The following is a 23452-nucleotide window of genomic DNA, read 5'->3' as shown; positions in this document are numbered from 1 at the left end:
ATCCTGCCGTCATCCGTTTCCAAACCGTGATAAAACTTGTAGTTATTGCAGAAAATGGACTGCGTCGGGGTGGAGAGCAGCATGACGAAGTGGGTCTATCGCTTCGGTGGAGGCGAGGCGGAGGGTCGCGCCGCGGATGTCGAGCGGTTGGGCGGCAAGGGCGCCAATCTGGCCGAGATGGCAAGTCTCGGGCTGCCGGTGCCGCCGGGCCTGACGATCGTTGCCGACGCCTGCGACTTTTATTTCAAGAACGGCAGGGCGCTTCCGGAAGACCTGAAGACCCAGGTTCTTGCGGGCATTGCCGCCATGGAGGCGTTGAGCGGCCGCACCTTCGGCGGCGATGTCCGGCCCCTGCTGCTGTCCGTGCGCTCGGGCGCCCGCGCCTCCATGCCGGGCATGATGGACACCGTCCTGAACCTCGGCCTCAACGACGAGACCGTGCAGGCGCTCGGCCACGATGCGGGCGACGCGCGCTTCGCCTGGGATAGCTACCGCCGCTTCATCCAGATGTACGCGGACGTGGTCATGGGGCTCGACCATGAGGTCTTCGAGGAAATCCTGGAGGACGAGAAGGCGCGTTTCGGCCACGAATACGATACCGATCTTTCCGCCGTCGAATGGCAGCATGTCGTCGGGCTCTACAAGCAGATGATCGAGGAGGAACTGGGGGAGAGCTTTCCGCAGGACCCGCATGTCCAGCTCTGGAAGGCCATCGCCGCCGTCTTTTCGAGCTGGATGAACCCGCGCGCCATGACCTATCGCATGCTTCACCGCATTCCGGAGGAATGGGGTACGGCGGTCAACGTCCAGGCCATGGTTTTCGGCAATCTCGGATCGTCGTCGGCGACCGGCGTTGCCTTCACCCGCAATCCTTCGACGGGTGAAAAGGCGCTTTACGGCGAGTTCCTGGTCAATGCGCAGGGAGAGGACGTCGTTGCCGGCATCCGCACGCCGCAATCGATCACCGAGGAGGGGCGTCTCGCATCGGGCTCGGAAAAGCCGTCGATGGAAAAGCTGATGCCGGAGGCCTTCGCGGAATTCAAGGCGATCTGCGGGCGGCTGGAAGCGCATTACCGCGACATGCAGGACCTGGAATTCACCGTGGAGCGCGGCACGCTCTGGATGCTGCAGACCCGTTCGGGCAAGCGCACCACCCGCGCGGCGATGAAGATCGCCGTCGACATGGTGGCGGAAGGCCTGATTTCCGAGGAAGAGGCCGTCTGCCGCATCGAACCGCCCTCGCTCGACCAGCTTCTCCATCCGACCATCGATCCGCGCGTGGAGCGCCATGTGGTCGGCTCCGGCCTGCCGGCATCTCCGGGGGCCGCGACGGGAGAGATCGTCTTCACCGCGGAAGAGGCGGTGGCTGCCGAATCCGAGGGCCGCAAGGTCATCCTGGTGCGGATCGAGACAAGCCCCGAAGACATCCATGGCATGCATGCCGCCGAAGGCATCCTGACGACCCGCGGCGGCATGACCAGCCATGCGGCGGTCGTCGCGCGCGGCATGGGAATCCCCTGCGTCGTCGGCGCCGGCTCCATGCGCGTCGACCTGCGCAACGAACTCCTGGTCGGCGTCGGCGGGGTGACGCTGAAAAGAGGGGACACGATCACCATCGACGGTTCTTCGGGACAGGTGCTGAAGGGCGCGGTGCCGATGATCCAGCCGGAGCTTTCCGGCGATTTCGGAAAGCTGATGGCCTGGGCGGACAAGACCCGCCGCATGACGGTGCGCACCAATGCCGATACGCCGCAGGACGCCCGCGCCGCGCGCTCCTTCGGGGCGGAAGGCATCGGGCTCTGCCGCACCGAGCATATGTTCTTCGAGGGCGACCGCATCCAGGTGATGCGCGAGATGATCCTTGCCGAGGACGAGCAAGGCCGCCGCGAGGCGCTCGCCAGGCTGCTGCCCATGCAGCGTTCGGATTTCACCGACCTTTTCACCATCATGCATGGCCTGCCGGTGACCATCCGCCTGCTCGACCCGCCGCTGCATGAATTCCTGCCGAAAACGGAAGCGGAGATTGCCGAGGTCGCCAGGGCGATGGACATGCCGCCGGCCTTCCTCGCCCGCCGCATCGATGCGATCCATGAGTTCAACCCGATGCTCGGCCATCGCGGCTGCCGCCTGGCGATCTCCTATCCGGAAATCGCCGAGATGCAGGCGCGCGCCATATTCGAGGCGGCGGTGGCGGCGGCCAGGCAGACCGGCGAGCCGGTGGAGCTGGAAATCATGGTTCCCCTGGTCAGCCTGCGCACGGAACTCGACTATGTGAAGGGCGTGATCGACCGGATCGCGGAAGACGTGACGAAGGAAACCGGCGTGTCGATCAGTTATCTCGCCGGCACGATGATCGAGCTGCCGCGCGCGGCGCTGCGTGCCCATGTGATCGCCGAGACGGCTGAATTCTTCTCCTTCGGCACCAACGACCTGACGCAGACCACCTTCGGCATCTCGCGCGACGATGCGGCCGCCTTCATCCCGACCTATCAGAAGAAGGGCATCATCGAGCACGACCCGTTCATCTCGCTCGATTTCGACGGCGTCGGCGAATTGATCCGGCTGGCGGCGGAGCGCGGACGCAGGACCCGCAACGACCTGAAGCTCGGCATCTGCGGCGAACATGGCGGCGATCCGGCATCGATCCATTTCTGCGAAGGCGCCGGCCTCGACTATGTCTCCTGTTCGCCCTTCCGCGTGCCCATCGCCCGCCTTGCGGCGGCGCAGGCGGCGATCGAGGGGAGAAGGTCATGAACCCGATCACCGTTCTTTCCGTCCCGGTCTTCAGCACGCTTTGCAACGAAGGGTTCCGGCTGCGCCGCGAGGTCTTCATCGTCGAGCAGAACGTTCCGGCCGACATGGAATTCGATGCGGACGACCTGACGGCCTTCCACTATGTGGCGATTGTCTCCGGCGAGGTCTGCGGCACGCTGCGCGTCATCCACGCGGAGGACTGCGTCAAGATCGGCCGGGTGGTCGTGAGCCTGCCCTGGCGCGGCAAGGGCGTTGCCGGCGCCATGATCCGTCATGTGATGGACGCGCATGGCGACATGCGCGGCAACCGTTTCTATCTCACGGCGCAGAGCGACAAGACGGCCATGTACGAACGCTTCGGCTTCAAGGCCTATGGCGACGAGTTCTATGAGGTCGGCATTCCTCATTTCCACATGAAGAATTTCTGACCCTTCCCACTGCTTACCACCGCAGCAGGCGGGGGCCGAGCAGGGCGCCTGCCGCGCCGGTCAGCAGGATGCCGAGCGAGTACCAGATCAGCACGAAGGGCATGCCGTTCTCGGTGCAGAACCAGGAATAGACCCAGGCGCCTGCCGCGCCCGCCGCGATGCCGGCGACGAAGCCCGTCATCCTGAGCTCGGTCGGAGCCGCGCGACGCAATATCCAGACGTTGCCGGCAAGAACCGGAAGCGCGAAAGCGAAGATCAGCAAAGGGCAGTGCAGCGCCGAGGAGCCCAGGATCAGGACCGGATAGGTCTCTGCGGGCGAGGTGGCGAGCTGGATCGCCGCCACCACGGCCATGGCCGCGAAAATTGTGGCGGTCGTGCCGAAGAAGCGCCCTTCCGAACCGCCGGGCCGGGCCAGATGGTAGACCGCCAGAAAGGCTGTGATGGCGATGAGCGCGTTATAGGCGGATTTGATCCAGAAGACGGGCAGCGCCAGCGCCTCGTCCATGTCGACGCGCAGGCCCAATATGGCCAGCATGAGCAGCAGCGAAACCGCCATGGCGGGAAGAATGCCGGTGGCGAAGCGGCGGCCGAGCGCATGCCGGGGCACCGGCTTCAGATCCGTCACGAGGCCTTCGATGATGTCGTCCGTCTTTCTCACGCTCCGCCTCGCAACTTCTCCGCCAGCGCCTTGAGGCTCCGATGAATGGCGACCTTCACGGCCGATTCCGTCTGGCCCGCAAGGCTTGCGGCGTCGGCAACCGATTGTCCTTCCAGCTTCACCTGCCGGATCAGGTTCCGCTGTTTTTCCGGCAGACCGTCCAGCAGCCTTTCGACATCCAGGCGCGCGGCCAGCGCCTCTTCGCTGAAATCGCTTTTGATATCCTCGCCAAGCTCCGTTTCCGCCATCATGCGCCCGCCGCGGCCGCGATGGTGATCGATCAGCTTGTAGCGGGCGATCGAAAAGAACCATGCCGTGAAGGGCCGTTGCCGGTCATAGGTTTCCCGCCGGGAATGCAATGCCAGCAATGTCTCCTGGACGAGGTCTTCCATATCCGCCTTCGCGGCCGCGCTCATGCGGCGGCTGTAATAACCGACGAGCAGGACGCGCAGAATGTTCAGCAAACGCCGGTAGGCTGCCTCGTCCCCGTCGAGGGAAAGAAGCATCAATGTCTTCAGGGCTTCTTCCGAAGGGGCTGTCGTCATGCTGTCTCGATGATCATTCGCAGGAGCACGTAAACGGTTACAGCCGGAAAGAAAAATATTCCGGCATCACAGCCTTATCACATGCGCGTGAGGCCGTAACGTCTGTGCGCGGGCCTCGAATGAAAGGATGTGAACCCCCGGCAGGGAGCCGGGCGGACACATCAATCCTTTGATTTGAGGAGAATATTCATGACCAAGCTTCTTTCCGGCCTTTCGGTCTGCGCGCTCGTCGCCGGCCTGTCGTTTTCCGGCGCCGCTTTGGCTGAGGACGCCATGAAGGCCGATCCGATGAAGAAGGACAGCATGCAGAGCGGTGCGATGTCGAAGGACAAGATGAAGACCGACGCCATGTCGACGGCGAGCACGAAGACCGACTGCATGCACAAGGCGGGCATGGAAAAGGACGGCATGAAGAAGGCCGAGATGATGAAGGCCTGCGACGCCATGAAATGATGCCGCCGCGGCCGCTGAAACTTTTCATTCCGCGGCCGCGTCTCTTCTTCCGGAAGAGCCTTCATTCGGAGAAAACCCATGGACACGATCGATACCGGCCAGGCGGCCGGCCGCATGCTCGTTTATCGCCACAGCCTGGCCGTGCGCTTGTCGCACTGGGTGAATGTGTTGTGCATGACGGTGCTGCTCTTCAGCGGCCTGCAGATATTCAACGCCCATCCGGCCCTCTACTGGGGGCAGTACGGGGCCGACAACGATCCGTCCTTCATCTCGGTCGAGGCCGTGGAGGATGGCGGAGAGGCGCGGGGTCTCACCCGCATCGGTCCGCTCGCCTTCGAGACGACGGGTTTCCTCGGTCTTTCCGACGAGGGAGGAGAGGCAAGCGCCCGCGCTTTTCCAGCCTGGCTGACCCTGCCGAGCTATCAGGACCTGTCGACCGGCCGGCGGTGGCATTTCTTCTTCGCCTGGCTCTTCGTCATCAACGGCCTCGTCTATATCGCGAACGGCTTTGCAGGCCGGCATTTCCGCCGCGACCTTCTGCCCTCCCGCGGTGAGCTCGCGCCTGCGCATCTCGTCCGCGAGATCGCCGATCATGCCCGGCTGAGGTTCCCGAAAGGGCCCGAGGCGCGGCACTACAACACGCTGCAGAAACTCGCCTATCTCGTCGTGATCTTCCTTCTGCTGCCGCTGATGATCCTGACGGGCCTCACCATGTCGCCCGGGTTCGACGCGATCGCACCCTGGCTGCTCGATGTCTTCGGCGGGCGCCAGTCCGCCCGCACGCTGCATTTCCTCGCCGCCTTTTCGCTCGTGGCCTTCGTCGCGATCCATCTTGCGATGGTCCTCGTGTCGGGCGTGTTCAACAACCTCCGCTCCATGATCACGGGCTATTACGCCATCAGCCAGGGAGAAAGGCCATGAGCCGGATTTTCACCAGGCGCCGCTTTCTGATCGGCACGACCATCACCGCATCGGCACTCGGGCTCAGCGGCTGCGATGCTCTCGTCGAGAGCGACCGGACGAGATCGGTCCTGAAGATTGCCGAGGGCTTCACGATGAAAACGCAGCGCCTGCTCCTCGGCGACGACGCGCTGGCCCGCGAATTCGGCGAGGCGGATATCTCGCCCGTCTTCCGCTCCAACGGCACGAGCATGCCGGACAACGCCCGTTATATCGACTGGATGAGCCGGCAGTTCTCGACCTGGCGGCTCGATGTCGGCGGGCTGGTCGAAAAGCCGGCCCGGCTTTCGCTGGCGGAGCTCAAGGCGCTGCCGGCCCGCACCCAGATCACCCGGCACGATTGCGTGGAAGGCTGGAGCGCGATCGGCAAATGGACCGGCGTGCCGCTCGGGAGCCTGCTGCAGACCGTCGGCCTGAAGCCGGAGGCGCGCTACATCATTTTCCATTGCGCCGACGAATACGAAAAGACGCTGGACGGTTCCGGCTGGTACTATGAGAGCATCGACCTCGTCGATGCGTTCCATCCCCAGACTATCCTCGCCTATGCCATGAACGGCCGCGACCTCGAAGTCGCCCATGGCGCACCGCTTCGCCTGCGTGTCGAGCGGCAGCTCGGCTACAAGCAGGCGAAATATCTCACGCGGATCGAGGCGGTGGCCGATCTCGGCGCCATCTATCGGGGCGGCGGCGGCTTCTGGGAGGACCGGGGCTACGAATGGTATGCGGGAATCTGATCGGGCGAACGCCCGATCAGATGGACCTATTTCCGCTCGACGATCACCCGCCGCTCGACCACCATCGGGCTCCACATCATGCTGCTGCTGCGGGCCTGGAAGGCGCGCGACTCGGCGCGGCGGTCGAGTTCCAGATCGAGCAGGCAACGCGCCATCGCATCGGTGCCGCGCCTGAAACCGTAGCCGGCGCAGGTATTCTCGTCGGCTGCGCGACGCTCCTCCGGCGTCATGGTCTGGCAGGCCGCAAGCGGGGCGGCGAGCGCGGCAAGCAACAGGAGGCGGTGAAGGCGCATGGCAGGAACTCCCTTTCAGTCGGCCGGGCTGAAATAGCAGGATTCCATTCCCGGCAAAGCTGTTTTACACATGAAAGCATGCCGCCCGGAAGTGGGAACCGGTTTCCGGCGGCATGCATGGATAAGAAGACGCAAAGCGTCGCGTGTCCCGATACCCGCCGCGCCTTGCCATGGAGCACGCCCGATCCGATGACAGTCCGCTTCGTCCGGCCCGTTTCCTCTTCGGCCTATGCCGCCAGAAGGCTCGGGCTTTCGGCACTGGTGCTCTTTGCGATTGCGGCGCTGGCGCATCGCTTCGGCCCGCTGACGACCCCCGATTTCCTGTCGCTCACCTTTCTCGCGGCGGCGATCGCCGCGGTCTCGGTGCCGTTTTCGCTGATCGGCCTCGCCCGCCTCTGGCAGGTGGGCGCGGAAGGCGGCGTTGCGGCGGCCAAGGGGCTCGTTTATGCGGCGATACCGCTCGGGGTCGTGGCGACGGGCGCGTTTTATTATTACACCCTGCCGGCGCTCTACGACATATCCACCGACCTTGCCGATCCCCCATCCTGGATTGCCGAGCCGCACGCCGCACAGCAATGGCTGCCGCGGCCCGGTGCGGTCACCCCGGCCGAGCGTCGCGCGCAACTCGCCGCCTATCCCGGCCTCACCGGACGGCGTTACGAGGGGGCGATCGACCGCGTCTATGATGGCGTGCGGAAGGCGGTGCTTTCCGCCCGGATTGTGATCACCAGGCGGGAGGGTATCGAGCTCATCGAGCCGGATATCGCCGAGCGCCCCGCGCCGCAGGACGAGCAGGCGCCGGTGCCGGATGTCGCACCGATCCCCCTGCCGCGGCCGGAGCCGTCGCTGTCCCCGGTTTTCGGCAGTGCCTCGGACGTCCTGCTCCAGGGGGAGACGCGCACGCTCGTTCTCGGGCTCCGCTTCGATCTCGTCATCCGTTTGCGGGAGGATGCCGAAACCACGTCCGTCGATATCCGCGTCGCCTCCCGCTATGGCCCGCACGACCTTGGAACGGGCGAGGCGATCGCGGAGGATTTCCTCGACAGACTGGATACGGAACTGCTGGGAATTGCCGGAAATTAAAGCGTGCCGCGATCTTTCGGATTCGCGTACTACGCTTTCAGCCCCTGTTTCCGCGCGTTTCGCGCAAAACCGCCGCGCCCGTCTGCGCGATATGCGTCAGGCCAGCCAATAGGCGCCTGTCAGCGATGGCGGGCCTTCGGTGGCGACGCGGCCCTTTTCGACCAGATCCTCCAGATGCGCCAGCACGGAAAGTGCTGCGGCGCCATGCAGGCGCGGATCGGTGCTGGCATAGATCACCTTCACCATGTCGGGGATCAGCCGGTCTCCGGCGCGGATGCGTTCGAGCACGGCGCGTTCGCGCATGCGGCGATGGGTGCGAAGTCCCCTCAGGAAGGAAGCCGGCTCCCGCACCGGCCCGCCATGGCCGGGCAGGAAGAGGCGGTCGTCCCGGTCCAGCAGTTTTTCGACCGAGGTCATGAAATCGGCCATCGAACCATCCGGGGGAGCGACGATCGTCGTCGCCCAGGCCATGACATGGTCGGCGGAGAACAGTACGCCCGTGCCGTCGAGCGCGAACGCGGTATGATTGGCCGTGTGGCCGGGCGTATGGACCGCCGAAAGGGCCCAGCCGTCACCCTCGACGGTCTCTCCGTCCGCGATCGCGATATCGGGCGCGAACCCGGTATCCGAGCTTTCCGCGAACGGGTTGGTCTCTCCCGCGTGAAGCGGCCTTGCGGCGCGATGCGGACCCTCGGCGACGACGCTGGCGCCGGTCGCGTCCTTCAGGCGGCGGGTGAGGGGGGAGTGGTCGCGATGGGTGTGGCTGACGAAGATATGGGTGACTTCGCGGCCTTTCAGGGCAGCCATAAGGGCCTCGAAATGCGCGTCGTTTTCCGGCCCCGGATCGATGACGGCAACCGAGGAGCCGCCGACGATATAGGTGTTGGTGCCGTGGAAGGTGAAAGGCGAGGGGTTGTTGACGGTGAGCCGCTGCACGCCGTCGGCCACCGGCACCGGCGAGCCGTATGCAGGTGAGAATTCCATGTCGAAGGTGAGATCCTCTGCCATTCCGGCCTCGGCGTTTGCTCGATCTTTTCCGTTGTCCGAAACGGTCTAGCACCGCTCTCGCTGCGACGCATTCAAAAAACAACCGCCGGAAAATTGGAAAAACGTAAAGTTAGCCGTTGAGAGGGGGGAAAAGCTTTGCTAGAGCAAGCCACCCGCCAAGTCGGTCGTCTTTTCGACCGCCATCGGCATTCTGGTGGGGCGTAGCCAAGCGGTAAGGCAGCGGTTTTTGGTACCGCCATCCCCTGGTTCGAATCCAGGCGCCCCAGCCACATGTTCCCCCAGATCGGACCGATATGCTGCGAACGCCTTGAAGGCCCATGCCTGTCATGTCGAAGGTTCGCTTTTGCCGATGCGCGGGCGTACGACCGTGACCGTGCAGGGAGCGTTGGCGGCCACCGCGCCGGAGACGCTGCCGAGCAGGCTGCGCATGGTGGATTGCGCCCGCGCGCCCATGACGATATGATCCACGAGGTTCTGCCGCGCGAAGTCGAGGATGGCGTCGGCGGGCGAAACCGCCTCGATGACATGGCAGGTGATCGTGCCTTCCGGAGATTTCAGCGGTTCCGCCCAGTGCCTGAGCTGCACCAGCCGCGCCACATGCAGGTTGGTGCCGGTGTCGTCGACCTCCTTGTCCAGGCTGATGCGGTTGATCCTGAGCACGTTGAAGCAGGCGATGCGGGCATTGGGCGTATTGTCGAGAATCCGCTGCAAGGTGAGTTGGAGTTCCTCCGCCAGGTCCGTCGAACCATCGGTGAGGTCGATGGCGGCCATGACGATGGGCGCCTTGCCCTGCGCGCCCGCGGCGGCCTGCGGTTTCAGGAGCTCGATCGGGTCCGGGTTGAAGCGGCGTTTCAGCACATCGGCCCAGCCATCCCGCCGCAGCCTTTCCGCGCGCATGGTCAGCGGCACTTTCGAGAGGTCCTGGAGATCCATGGCGAGCTGCGCCGCCGACGGATACCGGCGCGCCGGATTGACCTCGAGGCAGCGCAATATCGCCTCCTGGAACGGTTTGGGTATTTCCGGGCGCAGCGCCCGTGGCGGCCACGGATCGCGCCACAGCCGTTTCCTCAGCCCGTTCATCCGCTGCGGATCGCCGAAGGGCCGCACGCCCGTGGCGAAGAAATACATCAGCACGCCCAGCGCGAAGATATCGCTGCGGCAGTCGCTCCTGACGCCGAGGATCTGTTCGGGCGCCATATAGGGAGCCGTGCCGTAGGGCAGGCGGAATTCCTCGTCCATCAGGTCGGGAAGATGCAGGTGGCGGGCAAGCCCGTAGTCGATCAGCACTGCTTCGCCACCCTCGCGGAACATGATGTTGGAGGGCTTGACGTCGAGATGCACGACGTCCTGCCGATGCAGGTCCGCCAGCGCCGTGGCGATCCTCGCGCCAAGTTCGGCCACTTCCGCCGGATCGAGCGGCAGCGTTTCGAGCCGGTGGTAGAGCGATTTGCCGGGCAGCCGCTCGAAGACGATGTAAGGCTGGCGGGAGAAATCGCCGCTCGCCACGAAGCGCGGCACATGCGGGCCGGAAAGCCGCGGCAGGATCATCTGCTCCATCTCGAAGCCGACGATCATGGCCGGGTCCGCGCCGCCACCCACCTGCGGCACTTTCATGAGGAGCGGGAAATCGTAATCCGGATGGGATACCGAAAAGAGCTTCGCCATGCCGCCGCGATGGGCGGTCTCGACAATGGTGAAACCGTCGATCAGGCTTCCGGGCTGGAGTTTCGGGGGAACCATCGTCACACGCCCTTGAAGAGACGATCCGCCAGGCTGTCCGGCAGGCCGGCGGCGCGGATCTTGGCTGCGGTTGTCTCGATGTCGTAGGGCACCTTCAGGAAGGAGAGTTCGCCGGTGCCGGTGTCGAGGATGGCATAGCCCGCGGCAGGATCGCCGTCGCGGGGTTGCCCGACGGAGCCGATCACCGCCAGCCAGCGCCGTTGCGCCAGCAATGGAACGGGCGTCGCCCTCGACGGCGTGAAGGATGTCACCTTGCCGCCGGGGCCGGACGCATAGAGGGCGGGGCGATGCAGATGGCCGCAGAAGCTCAGGCGCTGTTCGCAATGGGCGAAATGCCGGGCGGCGCCTTCCGCATTGCGCACATAGTGGAACCGCGACGGTGCCGAGGCTTCCGAATGGAGACAGAGCCGGTCTTCCTCCGCGGACGAAAGAGGCAGTGCCGCAAGGAAGGCCTTCTGCGCCGGGCTGAGCACGCCCGTCGTCCAATCGATGGCCGCCTTTGCGTCGGAATTCATCGACGGGGACGGATCGTTGATGGCCTGGTCGTGGTTGCCGCGGATCACCGTGGCGCCCGCCTCGGCGAGCGCCACGGTCTTTTCCACGCACCAGGCCGGATCGGGACCGTAACCGACGATATCGCCGAGCACGATGAAGCGGCCGGCTCCGCGCGCGGCGCAGTCGGCCAGCACGGCCTCGAAGGCTTCGCGGTTGGCATGGATGTCGGACAGGATCGCGATTTTCATATTGGCCTCCCAGCCCGCGTACTTTAGGCGCAATCGGGCCGTGCCACTATTGGCCGAAGGTGTAGGAGACCCGCCGCGCTCCGGGTCTCCAGTGGTCGGATGCGAGGCCGGCCTTCCTTGATCGGGCGGCTTCCGATCGCCCTGCTCAATCAAAAGGATAGAGCACCCGGCCGACCTTGCGGAAAGTGGGGTTCGAAAGCTCGCGGAAGAAGAGAATGGGGTTTTCCCTGAAGTTCTCGGCGTCGTTCCCGTCGCCCATCATCGCGATGATCCGGGCCAGCGGTTCCGTGAGCAGGTGGCGCCAGCCCAGGAGGCCGTAGGGGCCTGAAAGCCGGAAGCCGGGCTTTGGCGGCGTGGGAGGCGGCGTGATAAAGCTCTCGGGCATGCCCGTTTCTCTCCAGTCCGCCGCCAGTTCCAGGCATTCCTCGAAGCTGATGGCCGCCCCTGTCACGGGATTGAAATAGAGCGGATAGAGCAGATAGGCGCCGGCGAAGAGTTCCGCGAGGCTCAGTTTCCGGTTGCGTCTCGGATTCGCCTGTCGATCGTCCGTCAGCCCCCACCCGGCATAGAAGGGGCATCCCATGATCGTCACCGGAATGTCGCGCAGAAGCGCCTCGAAGCCTCCAAGCGATGTGATCGCATAGACGTGGTCCGTCGTATCCAGCAGTTCCGGCAGGGGAACCGGGCCGGTTATGATCTCGCACAAGTGCGCCACGTCGGCCGGGTTCGAAAGGCGCTTGCGGACTCCGTTCAGCACGTCCGGATGCGGCTTGTAGAGGATTTCGCAGCCGGGATTCTCATGCGCCGCGGTCCGCACGACATCGTTGTTCGTCAGGCGGCGGTCGCATCCGAACCGGATCGACGCATCGTCCTCCACCTGGCCTAGGACGAGAATGCGGCGCTTGCCGGTTTTGGTCGCGACCTCTCCTGCGGGCCGGCCGCCGGGCATGTTGTATTTGCTGAGCCGGGACGCAAGGAGCGACCTGATCCCCTCCCGGGCGCGATCCACCAGTTCCCGATCGCCGGCAAAATCATAAGAGCCGAGAAGGCATTCCAGGTCCGATTCCCGGCGGCTGTCGAAATACGGAGCGCGGGAATCGAGCGTCAGCGAAAATGGCGCGCTGTGGCTGGCATTGGGAACCAGCGAACGGATGAAGCCGTCTTCCAGGTAATAGACGGGAATGGCGTTCTGCTGCGCAAAAGCGAGGGCCGCGGGCGGTGCATTCACGCCCCAGACGAGCAATGCGGGTCTGGCGGACGCCTTGATCGTATCGGCCCAGTTCCGGGCAAAATCCCCGTCCGTCAGATAGAGCGGCAGATACCGGAAGCCGACTTGCGGGAAATAAGCCTGAAGAATAGCCTGCTTCCATCGTCTCAGGTGGAAGGCGAAAACGTCCCGCCCTGCCAGGTCCGGCATGTCGTGCGTCCTCATGGTGCCGGCACCGTTTCCCAAGTCAATTCATTCCGCAATTCCATCCGTTCGCCAGCGGAATGAAGGGCAGACCGTCTCTTTCGGCAGGCCGGTGGTCAATTGCGGTCCCGGATGTTGTAATATCCCATGACCACGACACGAATATGCGTTGTGAAATAATACAAGCGACCTCGTATATCTGGCTCCGGCACATCTGGCTCATTCCATGGCCGGCTATCGTGTCGAAAATATGCTGTTTTGCCGGAAGATGCCAGAGGGAGGGTTGATCCAGATAACAAAGGTGGCCGAGGTGCTTTCAGCGGCGCAGATGGCTATGCCCGGAGCCGAAAAAATGGCCGTCGAGGGATGATTTCGGCCAGCCGCTCTTTTGGGCGGACTGCGCCCCCGGCACCGTCTCAAGAGATGCGGTAATGCCGGGTGCTCGATTTCAAGATAGGAAAATGGTCGTCCATGGGGCGCGGAGGACGTCCGTCCTCAGTTGGCTGCCAGCAGCTCCGTGCAGTAGCTCGGGCCGTTGGCGCCGGGGCGGTCGGAGACGATGGTGATGTCGCGGATGATGTAGCTTTCCGAAACGGTGATCTTCGCCGAGCAGCTGACGCTTCCGGTGCGTCCGTTCTGCTGCTTGATGCGGTTGTAGCCGCCGCGCCAGTTGTAGACGGTCGCGGAGCCGTCATCGCTGTCGCTGATCGGCGGGCTGAACTTCGCGAAGAATTCGCCGGCCGAGCGGCCCACCCAGCGGGATTCGATCGGGTTGCTGGCGACGCCCGTGGTCGTGCAGGCCGAGAGGGCAAGTGCGAAAAGGGCTGTCGATGCGATGGCGCGGCGGCTCATAGTCTTGAAAAATCCTCGTATCTTCCGTGGTGTGTGACAGACATGTCTTTCGAGTCCGCACGTAACAGATTTCTGACAGTCTTCGCGAGATGGCGGAGGGCTGCCGATATCAAATTCTTGCAGCGCCGCTTTTTTGCAACGCCTTGGTTTGAAGGTTTTCCGGATGCCGGCAGAGGCGGGCCGCATCCTTGTCGCAAATTTTTCATGACTGCGGCTTGTGGAATGAAAAATGCTGGTCTATAGAGGCGCCGCTGGTCACGGAGTGTAGCGCAGTCTGGTAGCGCACCACGTTCGGGACGTGGGGGTCGAGTGTTCGAATCACTCCACTCCGACCAGCCGAAAAGCTCTGCTTTTCAGAGATCATCCCGAACTTCTCCACCAAAGCCTTCTATGAGTTGACGGATCAGGCCGGTCGAGGGCCGCTTCGGAGTATGCGCGCCGCAGCTGCGGGGAAATTCAGGCCGGTCGGTACTGCTATTCACACGGCCCATCCGAACATGCATTCTCAGTCTTCGTCAGCCGACCCGCCGCGATGTCCGCACAAGATGATCGGGGGGCTCGGAAGCAAGGCGGGAGGTATTCCGTTGAGGTGTTCTTAACCTTGTTGTCCACTGTTCCTTTGAATGACTGAAGATTGGTAAGAAAGGTCCGGCTATAGGTCCTGCCAGTGGAAAAGGGCGCGATATGGCTATGAGCAAGGGCCAGATGGGCTGGGCGGGCGGGGTTACCCTGAAGGGGAAACTGCTCGTCGCAATGGTCGTGCTGGGCGTCTTCACATTGGTTCTCACGGTCGCCGCCCTCGTTCCCACCTGGCAGCGCTACCGTTCTGCGGAAGACAATCTGCAGGCTGTTGAGCGGTTCCGGCTGGTTCTGGAGGCGGCGGGCCGCATTTCCGCCGAGCGCGGTCCTTCCAACGATATCATGTCGATCGATCCGGGCAGCAGCCTGGCGGCCGGGGAGAGGCTGGATGTATTTCGAAAGAGCAGCGACGCGGCTCTCGATGCCCTGGATCAGCCGGTCGGACTGGCGATCGATCCGGGCAGGCTCCCGGCCGTCCTCTCGCATGTAAGGGAACGGCTGCGCCGTGCGCGGCAGGATGTCGACCGTGTCGGAACGACGCCGCTTTCGACGCGCAGGCCGGAAGACGTCCAGGCCGCCATCCGTGCGATGATCTCGGTCGTCGACGATTTTCAGGCGGTCGTCGACTGGCATGTCGCGGCCTTCACCACCGACCGTCCGGAACTGACGGCCCCCTTCCTCACCGGACGGATGATCGGCGCCCTGCGGGAATATGGAGGCAGGATCGCCTCGCAGATCATGGGACCCGTGGCGACCAGGCAGCCACTCGGGAGCACGCATCTTGCGGATTCCAACCAGACGATGGGAAAGCTGCTGGAATTGCGCCTCCTGCTCCGGGGCCAGAGGATCATGAGCGATGGCGATCCGCTGGCGCCCGAACTCATGGAGGAGGTCGACAGGGTTTTCTTCGGCAAGGGGCTTGAGCTGGTCGGGACGACGATCGCCGAGGGAAGGATTTCGGGAGATTACTCGATGTCCGCGGTGGAGCTGACCAGGCTCTATGTCCCGACGTTCCAGCCGCTTGAAAGACTGCGCACGACGTTCCTGGACGAAGTCGTCAGATCGTACCGGCGTCAGCACGATGTGGCCTTCTGGCGGCTGGTGGAGATCGGCGCGATCACGCTCTCCACCCTGTTCGTGCTTTTCCTGGCCTCCCGGCTGATCCGGATCTATGTGCTCAACCCGCTTCTGGCGGCGCGACGCCAGATCATCGCGCTGGCGGAAGGCGGAGAGGTCGACGACATCCGGGTCGTCTCCCGGGCGCCGGAAATGTACAGTCTGTTCGATGCGCTCGAACTCCTCCATTCGAAGCTGGAGGAACGGAGCGAATACGAGGCGCGGCTGAAGACCCAGGCGGAGAAGGACGGCCTGACGGGCGTGTGGAACCGCCGCGCGCTCGAACGCTTCGGCCTGTCCCGCGTGGAGCGGGGCGCATGCCTGATGCTGATCGATATCGACCACTTCAAATCCGTCAACGACACGTATGGTCATCTGATGGGGGATGCGGTGCTGAAGGACATCGCCGCTCTCCTGCAGGCGAACGCGCGTCCATCGGATATCGTCGCCCGCTTCGGCGGGGAGGAATTCGCCATCCTGACGCCTCATTCGGATCTGGTGGCGGCTTTCGGCCTTGCCGAACAGTTGCGTGAGCTTGTCCAGTCCCATGTCGTCAGGCTGGTCGGGACGGGGAAGGAAATCAAGGTCACCGCCAGCATCGGCATCGCCGCCGTCCAGAACAGCGGCGAGGATGGATGGCGGCAGCTGATGTCGGTGGCCGACGAGGCGCTCTATTGCGCCAAGAGGAATGGTCGCAATCGCTCCTGCATCTTCCTCGAAGGGCGTCCGTTCGTATCTTCGCAGCCCCGGCCGGTGAATGAGAATGCGCAGGTCCCGCCGCGTTCCTATGACGGCAAGAACGGCTTCTCCCCGAAGGTCCGCCGGTAAGGTCTGCCGCCCGGCGCCGATTGGCGTACATATCGGCCGGCGGAACGAAAAAGGGCCTCGTGTCCCCTTTCCCATGTCGTTTTGGCATGTCGTCTCGGCGGGCGATGGTCAGATGTCGCTTGCGGCGTTGGCGAAGATCTCGGCGGCCTGCCTGGCCGTCAGGCGGCGGACCTCCGTCTCGTCGCGGCGGCTGGCGAAGAGTTCGCTGGCCATCAGCTGTTCGGCCAGGTCCGCCGGCAGCGAAAGCAGCACGCGCTGGGCCCCGTGCGGATCGGTGCGATGGATGCCGCCCAGTTCGCCGTGTTTGGCGGTGATCATGCCGCCTGCCACGGTATTGTAGGTGTCTGGATCGATCAGGATGAAAGCGCCCGTCGAGCGGTTCTGCTCGTATGCGTCGAAGACGGCGGCCTCCTCGAAGGAGAGGCGTACCTTGCCGATCGCGTTCATCGCGAGCGTCGAGGCGTGCGGCAGCCATTTGCCGGTCGAAAGCTCGAGCTGCGAGGCCGGCTCGACGGAGACGCGCTGCCGGCGGGAGCCGCTCTTCAGCCAGTAGCGCTTGCCGGGCTCGATGCCGCCGGGCTGCAGCGCGACGAGCTGGGCGTCGAAACCGAGCCCGGTCATCGGCGGACTGTCGATCGAAACGATCATGTCGCCGCGCGACACGTCCACCTGCCGGTCGAGAACCAGCGTGATCGCATCGCCCGCGACGGCCGCATTGCGCACCAGGTCGAACGTGACGATCTGCTTGACGTTGGCGATCGTGCCGGAGGGCAGGATGACGACCGAATCGCCCGGCTTGATCGATCCGCCGGCGACCGTGCCCTGATAGCCGCGGAAGCTCTCGCCGGGGCGCGAAACGCGCTGGACCGGCAGGCGGAAGCCGCCCGTTTGCGAAGAGCGCACCGTGGCAAGCTCCAGCGCCTCGATCAGCGTCGGGCCTTCGTACCAGGGCATGGCGGCATCCGCGGAATAGACGACGTTTTCGCCCCGCAGCGCCGACATCGGGATGGCCGTGATCTGGCGCACCCCGAGCGACAGCGCGAATTCGCGGAACTCGTGGGAAATCCTGTCGAAGACGGCCTTGTCGTAGTTGACGAGGTCGAACTTGTTGACCGCCAGCACGAACTGCCGGATGCCCATCAGCGCCGCAATCGTCGCATGCCGGCGCGTCTGCTCCAGAAGGCCGGCGCGGGCGTCAGTGAGCAGCACGGCGAGATCGGCGGTGGAGGCGCCGGTCGCCATGTTGCGGGTATATTGCTCGTGGCCGGGCGTGTCGGCGACGATGAAGGACCGACGGTCGGTCGAGAAGTAGCGGTAGGCGACGTCGATCGTGATGCCCTGTTCCCGCTCGGCCTGCAGCCCGTCGAGCAGCAGGGCGAAATCCGGCAGGCCGAGATCGTTCTGCAGGCCGGAATCGCGGGCAAGCGTCGCCGCCTGGTCTTCCTTGACGGCCTTGGTGTCCCACAGCAGGCGGCCGATCAGGGTCGACTTGCCGTCGTCCACCGAGCCGCAGGTGATGAGGCGCAGCGGCCTGGTGTCGCGATGGGCCTTTGCCGCGGATTCCGCAAACGGCAGGATCGTGGCTGAGGTGGAGGTTGCTGTTGCCGTCATCTCAGAAATATCCTTCGCGCTTCTTCTTTTCCATCGAGCCGGACTGGTCGCGGTCGATCGCGCGGCCCTGGCGCTCGGAGACGGTGGCGATTTCCAGCTCGGCGATCACCTCTTCCAGGTTCGAGGCATGCGAGCGGATCGCGCCGGTCAGCGGGAAGCAGCCAAGGGTGCGGAAGCGGATGAAATCCTCCTTCACCACCTCGCCAGGCTTGAGTTCGAGGCGGGGGTCCTCGGCGAGGATCATCATGCCGTCGCGTTCGACATAGGGCCGCCTGGCGGCGAAATAAAGCGGAACGAGCGGAATATCCTCGGCCTGGATGTAGCGCCAGATATCCACTTCGGTCCAGTTGGAGAGCGGGAAGGCGCGCACGCTCTCGCCTTGTCTGATCATGCCGTTATAGATGTTCCACAGTTCCGGCCGCTGGTTGCGCGGGTCCCATTTGTGGTCCGGCGTGCGGAAGGAATAGATGCGCTCCTTGGCGCGCGATGCCTCCTCGTCGCGCCGCGCCCCGCCGAAGGCCGCGTCGTAGCCGCCGGCATCGAGTGCCTGGCGCAATGCCTCGGTCTTCATGATGTCGGTATAGAGCGCCGAGCCGTGGCTGAAGGGCGTGATGCCTTCCGTCTTGCCGCGCGGATTGGTGTGGACCACGAGGTCGAGGTCGTATTTCGCGGCGATCTCGTCGCGGAACTCGATCATCTCGCGGAACTTCCAGGTCGTGTCGACGTGAAGAAGCGGGAAGGGCACCCGGCCGGGATAGAAGGCCTTGCGGGCGAGGTGCAGCAGGACGGATGAATCCTTGCCGATCGAATAGAGCATCACCGGGTTTTCGAATTCCGCCGCCACTTCGCGGAAGATGTGGATCGCTTCGTTTTCGAGGGCTTTCAGATGCGGATCGAGCGGCGGTCTGGAAACGGGCGGGTTCTTCACTTCCGTTTCCTGTACGGACAGGGGCATTGCGGTCTCCGGGTATTCAACTGTAACAAACACAAGAGGTTAGCGTGCGATGGGCTATGCCCGGGGGATGGCTTCAGCAGCACTTTCCGGCACATGCAGGCCGCATTCGCGCTTTTCGTCGTTTTCCCACCACCATCGCCCGGCACGTTCCGGCTCGCCGGGTTTGATGGCGCGCGTACAGGGCTCGCAGCCGATCGAGGGATAACCGCGGGCATGCAACGGGTTGACCGGGATCGCCTCCGAAGCCACATGGGCGCGGATCGTCTCGATGTCCCAGTCGGCGAGCGGGTTGATCTTGATGAGGTTGCGTTCCGCATCGTATTCGGCAAACGGCGTCGAGGCCCGGTTGCCCGACTGGCCGCGGCGAAGGCCGGTGATCCACACGTCGGCGCCGGCCAGGGCTTTCGCCAGCGGCTTCAGCTTGCGCACATGACAGCAGGCGTGACGCGCCTCGACGCTGTCGTAGAAGCCGTTGAGGCCGTATTGCGCGGCATAGGCGTCGATATCGTCCTGCTCCGGCGTGAAGCGCCGGATGGCGATGTCGTAGCGTTCCTCGGTCTCTCCGATCAGGTCGACGGTTTCCCGAAACAGGCGGCCGGTCTCCAGCGTCGAGACATCGATCGGCAGCCGGTGGGTTCCGATCGCCGCCGTGATGACCTGGTCCTCGATGCCCAGGCTGGTCGTGAACACGGCATGTCCGGTTTCGGCAGCCAGGGCCAGGCGCCCCGCAAGATCGAGGTTCTGGAGGCTGGCGTCCAGCGTGGCGGCCAGCGCGGTACGGTCCTGGCCGTCGGCGTCTTGAAGGGTCATGAGGTCTTATTCCGTGAGCGATGTCTTGAATATCCCATCTCAGGCCCTGCAAGGACAGAAAAACCCGTTTCATGGCAGGGGGATGAGGAGCAAATATCTCTCCAAAGCACCACTCACACAGAAAACCTGCCGCCTTAACCAAAAGTGACCGATTTTGTCGCAGGAAACACCCGCATTGGTTTGTAATTTCTCGTGATTTGAGCTAAGCCCGGAATATGCCGGCAAGGCAGGGTTTCCGCTTGCCGGCATGCACCCCCTGAGCGCCGTTCCGGCGAACCCGTGGATGCCCCGTACGAAGCTGGTTGAGCGGCGCCGCAGGGATGGATTTTCCTCGCGGCGACGGTAGTGTCCGATGGTTGCGTGATGATATCCCAGAAAGCGAAATATGCGCTGAGAGCGCTCGCCGCGCTCGCGCAGGCCGATCCCGACGAGCCTATGCTGATCTCCGAGATCGCCCTTCAGCAGAGCATTCCGAAGAAGTTCCTCGAACAGATACTGCTGGACCTGAAGCGCTCCGGCATCGTCGTCAGCCGCCGCGGCAAACAGGGCGGATATCTTCTCCTGAAGCCCGCCGACGCCATCACCTTCGGCGAGGTGCTGCGCCTTGTCGACGGTCCGATCGCGCCGCTGCCCTGCCTGTCCCAGACCGCCTATCGCAAATGCGAGGATTGCGACGGCGAGCACCTTTGCGAAATCCGCCATGTCTTCGCCCGTGTGGCCGACGCCACGCGCAACGTGCTGTTCAACACCACGATCGCCGACGCCATCGAAGGCACCGCCGAGACCAAGGCCCCGGCCCGCGAACTGCTGACAGCCTGAGCGCCTGTACCAGGGGGCGGACCGGGGCTTCGACACCACGCGCCCATCCCGCCGATACGCTGCCGGTGCCGGGTTTTGCCGAAATGTGAACCGGGGCATGCCGGGTCAAACCCGTCCTTGCGAGGCTGCCGGCGCCTCTAGGCGACGATGCGCCCTGCAAGCGGGATATCGAAGATCAGCAGCCCCGGTTTTTCCAGGGGGAGTTGCGCGACCACCCGGCCCTCGGGGTCCAGCACCGCCGTCGGCCCCCAGCCGATGCGGCCGTCCCTTTCGCCGGTGACGTCGGAGGAGACGAGCCACAGCCCGGTCTCGCGGCATCGTTCGCCGCGCACCGCATTGTGGACGTTCCTGAAGGTTTCGGCCTTCTGCCGCGGCATCATGTTGTTGGCCGGACAGACGATCAGCGACGCGCCGAGATCGGCAAGGCAGCGGGCGGCCGGCGGAAAGTTCGTGTCGTGGCAGATGTTGATCCCGAAGCGCAGGTCGTCGGCTTCGAAGACCGCAGGCCCGTGGCCGATCCCGAAAACCTGCTCCCCGGCAAGCAGATGAACCTTGCGATAGCGGCCAAGGACCTTGCCTTGCGCGACCACCAGCGCCGTGTTGAACAGGCGTCCGCCGGCGGCTTCGATCATGCCGACGACGATCGTCGGCCCGCTCTTCGGAAACCGCCGCAGCACCGCCTCGAATTCCGGCGACGACAGGTCCAGCGCGACCCGGCGCGCCGAAGCCTCGTCCAGCAGATAGCCCTGGAGAAAGCCTTCGGGAAAGCAGAGCAGGCGCGCGCCCTCTGCTTCGGCCCTTGCTGCGAAATCGGCGAGGCAGGCGAGGGCGGCGGGAATGTCGTCCCTGAATTCCGGCATCTGGGCGGCGGCGATCCTGACAGTCCGCATTTCGTTTTTCCCGTGTTGGAGAGCATGGAATCGGCGTCATGCGCATCTTCACACACGGAGGGATGTCAGTCGCCACCCACGGCCGCCGATTGAACGCCCATGGTCGCGCGCTTCCTCCGGCGACGCCGGCCGCATGCCGGCCGCGGACGAGACGAACAGGTCGTCCGTCAGCGGGTAGGGTTCCGGCGTCACGTTCTCGATAACCTCCCGCCTGAAGCCTTCGGTTTCCAATGTCTCGGCCCTTGCGGTCCCGTGGGGGCTGATCGCGTACCAGAGCCCGATTGCGCCGGCATGCAGCATCCATCTCCGGGAAAAGCCTGCCACGATGCGCAATCCTCAGGAAATGGCGGTGATATCGAGTTCCTGGCCGGCGACATTGACGACATCGCCGACGGCCCTGCCGGTGAGCGCGCGGGCGACCGGAGAGACATAGGAAATCGATCCCGCCTTGGGATCGGCCTCGTCCTCGCCCACGATGCGATAGGTCTGCACCCGCCCGTCCTCGCGGCTGAAGGTGACGGTGCCGCCGAACGCCACCGTCTCGTTCGATGCCGGGCCGGGAACGACCTGGGCGGTGCGGACACGTTCGGCAAAATACCGCAGGTCGCGCATCGGCCCTGCCGCTTGCCGCCGCCGCTCGTTCACGTCCTCGATCGCATTCGACGCCTCGCAGGCCGCGCGGGCCTGCGAGAGTTGCAGTTCCAGCGCCTTCAGCCCGGCTTCGGTGACGAGGTTCGGGTGAGGGGAAACCGGACGGTCGGGCAGGAAGGTTTCCGAAGCGGTTTCGGCACTCTCTTCCTTGGTGAAGGCAACGCTCAATTTCAGAACTCCGGGGTCTTCTGCGCGTGAATCGGCCATGCCGGCCCGGATCGGGATCATATATGGTCGTGGCCGGCGGTGGCGCGAAATAAGCGAAAAATCTTTCTCCGGATGCCCGGAAAACGCGATTGTGGCCGGATTGTGGTTTTGCCGATCGGCGTTTTCCCGATGTATGCGTTCTGTCGTCGCCCCCAAGGTTGACGCGTTCTTTGCCGGGGGCGCGCGCGAAGGGAAACAGTTTTGCCTTCTTTTGGCCGTCGATTGACTAAGACGACCCAGCCGATAGAGTTTCGGACGAAAACACAGGAGGGAAACCTATGTATAATTTCTCCCAGGGGTTGGCCAAGGGATTGGGCGCCGTCGTCCTCGGTCTTTCGCTGACTGTCGGGACCGTTGCGCCGGCATTCGCCGAAACGCAGCTCCTCAACGTCTCCTATGATCCGACCCGCGAGCTCTACAAGGATTTCAACGCCGCTTTCGCGAAGCACTGGAAGGCCGAAAGCGGTGAGGACGTCACCATCCGCCAGTCGCATGGCGGTTCCGGCGCCCAGGCGCGCTCGGTCATCGATGGCCTTGAGGCGGACGTGGTGACGCTGGCGCTGGAAAGCGACATCAACGCCATCGAGAAGACCGGCAAGATCAAGGCCGGCTGGCGCGCGCGCCTGCCGAACAACTCCTCGCCCTACACGTCGACGATCGTCTTCCTCGTCCGCAAGGGCAATCCGAAGAACATCCACAACTGGGGCGACCTGGTGAAGGGCGACGTGTCGATCGTCACGCCGAACCCGAAGACCTCCGGCGGCGCCCGCTGGAACTATCTCGCGGCCTGGGCCTGGGCGAACGAGGAGTTCAAGGGCGATCAGGCGAAGATCAAGGCCTATATCGGCGATCTCTACAAGCGTGCCCCGGTCCTCGACACGGGCGCCCGCGGCTCGACGGTGACCTTCGCCCAGCGCCAGATCGGCGACGTCCTGCTCGCCTGGGAAAACGAGGCCTATCTCGCCGGCGAGGAATTCGGCAAGGATGCCTTCGAGATCGTCGTGCCGCCGATCTCGATCCTCGCCGAGCCGCCGGTTACGGTCGTTGACGCCAATGTCGACGCCAAGGGCACCCGCAAGGTGGCCGAAGCCTATCTGCAGTATCTCTACTCCGACGAAGGTCAGAACATCGCCGCGAAACACTTCTATCGTCCCTCGAAGCGCGATGTGGTAAAGCCTGAACTCCTGAAGGCCCTGCCGGATATCAAGCTCGTCACCATCGACGATCCGATTTTCGGTGGCTGGAGGAAAGCGCAGCCGGAACATTTCGGTGACGGCGGCATTTTCGACCAGATCTACAAGCCCGCTAAGTAGTTCGGACGCCC

The 23452-nt window shown here is 64.1% G+C and carries 23 protein-coding genes and 2 tRNA genes; 11 read left to right on the top strand and 14 right to left on the bottom strand.

Features of this window, described 5'->3' with window-relative positions; genetic code table 11:
- The first annotated feature begins 81 nt into the window (after positions 1-81).
- Positions 82-2754 (top strand): pyruvate, phosphate dikinase, encoded by a 2673-nt coding sequence (ppdK, locus tag ACFFP0_RS21965; protein WP_377264328.1) that lies wholly within the window; start codon positions 82-84, stop codon positions 2752-2754.
- Positions 2751-3182 carry a GNAT family N-acetyltransferase gene (locus tag ACFFP0_RS21960; RefSeq protein WP_377264327.1) on the top strand — a complete coding sequence of 144 codons (432 nt, stop codon included), beginning with the start codon at positions 2751-2753 and terminating at the stop codon, positions 3180-3182. Before ppdK ends, ACFFP0_RS21960 begins: the two co-directional genes overlap by 4 nt.
- 13 nt (positions 3183-3195) lie before the next feature.
- Here the strand turns inward: ACFFP0_RS21960 and ACFFP0_RS21955 are convergent, their stop codons facing one another.
- Positions 3196-3840, bottom strand: a complete 645-nt coding sequence (locus tag ACFFP0_RS21955; RefSeq protein WP_377264326.1) for an NrsF family protein — start codon at positions 3838-3840, stop codon at positions 3196-3198.
- A complete protein-coding gene (locus tag ACFFP0_RS21950; protein ID WP_377264325.1) occupies positions 3837-4385 on the bottom strand; it encodes a sigma-70 family RNA polymerase sigma factor in 549 nt (182 codons plus the stop codon). The genes ACFFP0_RS21955 and ACFFP0_RS21950 overlap by 4 nt, the downstream gene beginning before the upstream one ends.
- Before the next feature lie 189 nt (positions 4386-4574).
- Here ACFFP0_RS21950 and ACFFP0_RS21945 point away from each other — a divergent pair, with 189 nt between their 5' ends.
- The 3 genes from ACFFP0_RS21945 (at position 4575) to ACFFP0_RS21935 (ending at position 6532) form a co-directional block, all read left to right on the top strand.
- Positions 4575-4838, top strand: a complete 264-nt coding sequence (locus ACFFP0_RS21945; RefSeq protein ID WP_377264324.1) for a pentapeptide MXKDX repeat protein — start codon at positions 4575-4577, stop codon at positions 4836-4838.
- A 78-nt stretch (positions 4839-4916) separates the two neighbouring features.
- A complete protein-coding gene (locus tag ACFFP0_RS21940) occupies positions 4917-5759 on the top strand; it encodes a cytochrome b/b6 domain-containing protein (protein WP_377264323.1) in 843 nt (280 codons plus the stop codon).
- Entirely contained in the window at positions 5756-6532 is a 777-nt protein-coding gene (locus ACFFP0_RS21935; protein ID WP_377264322.1) for a molybdopterin-binding protein, read from the top strand. The genes ACFFP0_RS21940 and ACFFP0_RS21935 overlap by 4 nt, the downstream gene beginning before the upstream one ends.
- Before the next feature lie 26 nt (positions 6533-6558).
- Here ACFFP0_RS21935 and ACFFP0_RS21930 read toward each other — a convergent pair whose 3' ends face one another.
- Entirely contained in the window at positions 6559-6825 is a 267-nt protein-coding gene (locus ACFFP0_RS21930) for a hypothetical protein (RefSeq protein ID WP_377264321.1), read from the bottom strand.
- Between the two features lie 189 nt (positions 6826-7014).
- Here ACFFP0_RS21930 and ACFFP0_RS21925 point away from each other — a divergent pair, with 189 nt between their 5' ends.
- Complete coding sequence (locus ACFFP0_RS21925) at positions 7015-7908, top strand: DUF1499 domain-containing protein (RefSeq protein ID WP_377264355.1); 894 nt, start codon at positions 7015-7017, stop codon at positions 7906-7908.
- A 96-nt stretch (positions 7909-8004) separates the two neighbouring features.
- On the opposite strand, the gene ACFFP0_RS21920 is transcribed toward ACFFP0_RS21925, so the two are convergent.
- The gene (locus ACFFP0_RS21920) at positions 8005-8916 is read right to left on the bottom strand and encodes an MBL fold metallo-hydrolase (RefSeq protein WP_377264320.1); all 912 of its coding nucleotides are present in this window, start codon (positions 8914-8916) and stop codon (positions 8005-8007) included.
- A 194-nt stretch (positions 8917-9110) separates the two neighbouring features.
- Between ACFFP0_RS21920 and ACFFP0_RS21915 the strand changes: the two genes are divergently transcribed.
- A tRNA-Gln gene (locus ACFFP0_RS21915) sits at positions 9111-9185 on the top strand.
- Between the two features lie 55 nt (positions 9186-9240).
- Here the strand turns inward: ACFFP0_RS21915 and ACFFP0_RS21910 are convergent.
- The 4 genes from ACFFP0_RS21910 to ACFFP0_RS21895 all read right to left on the bottom strand — a co-directional run bounded on the left by ACFFP0_RS21910 (position 9241) and on the right by ACFFP0_RS21895 (position 13662).
- A complete protein-coding gene (locus tag ACFFP0_RS21910) occupies positions 9241-10656 on the bottom strand; it encodes a serine/threonine protein kinase (protein ID WP_377264319.1) in 1416 nt (471 codons plus the stop codon).
- A gap of 2 nt (positions 10657-10658) precedes the next feature.
- Positions 10659-11399 carry a metallophosphoesterase family protein gene (locus ACFFP0_RS21905; protein ID WP_377264318.1) on the bottom strand — a complete coding sequence of 247 codons (741 nt, stop codon included), beginning with the start codon at positions 11397-11399 and terminating at the stop codon, positions 10659-10661.
- A 145-nt stretch (positions 11400-11544) separates the two neighbouring features.
- Positions 11545-12816 (bottom strand): capsular polysaccharide export protein, LipB/KpsS family, encoded by a 1272-nt coding sequence (locus ACFFP0_RS21900; RefSeq protein ID WP_377264317.1) that lies wholly within the window; start codon positions 12814-12816, stop codon positions 11545-11547.
- 489 nt (positions 12817-13305) lie between these two features.
- Positions 13306-13662: a hypothetical protein gene (locus ACFFP0_RS21895; RefSeq protein WP_377264316.1), complete on the bottom strand. Its 357-nt coding sequence runs from the start codon at positions 13660-13662 to the stop codon at positions 13306-13308.
- 258 nt (positions 13663-13920) lie between these two features.
- Here ACFFP0_RS21895 and ACFFP0_RS21890 point away from each other — a divergent pair.
- Positions 13921-13997 (top strand) — tRNA-Pro (locus tag ACFFP0_RS21890).
- Positions 13998-14346: 349 nt separating this feature from the next.
- Entirely contained in the window at positions 14347-16185 is a 1839-nt protein-coding gene (locus ACFFP0_RS21885) for a GGDEF domain-containing protein (RefSeq protein ID WP_377264315.1), read from the top strand.
- Between the two features lie 108 nt (positions 16186-16293).
- Here ACFFP0_RS21885 and cysN read toward each other — a convergent pair whose 3' ends face one another.
- Genes cysN through ACFFP0_RS21870 form a run of 3 tightly spaced genes read right to left on the bottom strand, consistent with a single transcriptional unit; the run spans position 16294 to position 19561 of the window.
- The gene (gene cysN / locus ACFFP0_RS21880; RefSeq protein ID WP_377264314.1) at positions 16294-17796 is read right to left on the bottom strand and encodes a sulfate adenylyltransferase subunit CysN; all 1503 of its coding nucleotides are present in this window, start codon (positions 17794-17796) and stop codon (positions 16294-16296) included.
- Between the two features lies 1 nt (position 17797).
- Positions 17798-18751 (bottom strand): sulfate adenylyltransferase subunit CysD, encoded by a 954-nt coding sequence (cysD, locus tag ACFFP0_RS21875; protein WP_377264313.1) that lies wholly within the window; start codon positions 18749-18751, stop codon positions 17798-17800.
- Between the two features lie 54 nt (positions 18752-18805).
- A complete protein-coding gene (locus tag ACFFP0_RS21870) occupies positions 18806-19561 on the bottom strand; it encodes a phosphoadenylyl-sulfate reductase (protein ID WP_377264312.1) in 756 nt (251 codons plus the stop codon).
- Between the two features lie 363 nt (positions 19562-19924).
- Between ACFFP0_RS21870 and ACFFP0_RS21865 the strand changes: the two genes are divergently transcribed.
- On the top strand, positions 19925-20380 hold the full coding sequence (locus ACFFP0_RS21865; protein ID WP_377264311.1) for an RrF2 family transcriptional regulator: 456 nt from the start codon (positions 19925-19927) through the stop codon (positions 20378-20380).
- A 137-nt stretch (positions 20381-20517) separates the two neighbouring features.
- Here ACFFP0_RS21865 and ACFFP0_RS21860 read toward each other — a convergent pair whose 3' ends face one another.
- From ACFFP0_RS21860 to greA, 3 genes are read right to left on the bottom strand one after another with little or no spacing between them, the layout of a single operon-like run.
- Positions 20518-21270: a carbon-nitrogen hydrolase family protein gene (locus ACFFP0_RS21860; protein ID WP_377264310.1), complete on the bottom strand. Its 753-nt coding sequence runs from the start codon at positions 21268-21270 to the stop codon at positions 20518-20520.
- Positions 21271-21318: 48 nt separating this feature from the next.
- On the bottom strand, positions 21319-21594 hold the full coding sequence (locus ACFFP0_RS21855; protein ID WP_377264309.1) for a hypothetical protein: 276 nt from the start codon (positions 21592-21594) through the stop codon (positions 21319-21321).
- Positions 21595-21606: 12 nt separating this feature from the next.
- Positions 21607-22089 carry a transcription elongation factor GreA gene (gene greA / locus ACFFP0_RS21850; protein ID WP_377264308.1) on the bottom strand — a complete coding sequence of 161 codons (483 nt, stop codon included), beginning with the start codon at positions 22087-22089 and terminating at the stop codon, positions 21607-21609.
- A gap of 317 nt (positions 22090-22406) precedes the next feature.
- On the opposite strand from greA, the gene ACFFP0_RS21845 reads away from it, so the two are divergent.
- On the top strand, positions 22407-23441 hold the full coding sequence (locus ACFFP0_RS21845; protein ID WP_377264307.1) for a sulfate ABC transporter substrate-binding protein: 1035 nt from the start codon (positions 22407-22409) through the stop codon (positions 23439-23441).
- Positions 23442-23452: the final 11 nt, after the last annotated feature.

It is taken from the genome of Neorhizobium puerariae (assembly GCF_042429745.1).
GTDB classification, from domain to species: Bacteria; Pseudomonadota; Alphaproteobacteria; order Rhizobiales; family Rhizobiaceae; genus Neorhizobium; species Neorhizobium puerariae.
The sequence above is the reverse complement of the archived record's forward strand: the minus strand, read 5'-3'. Positions and strand labels throughout refer to the sequence as shown.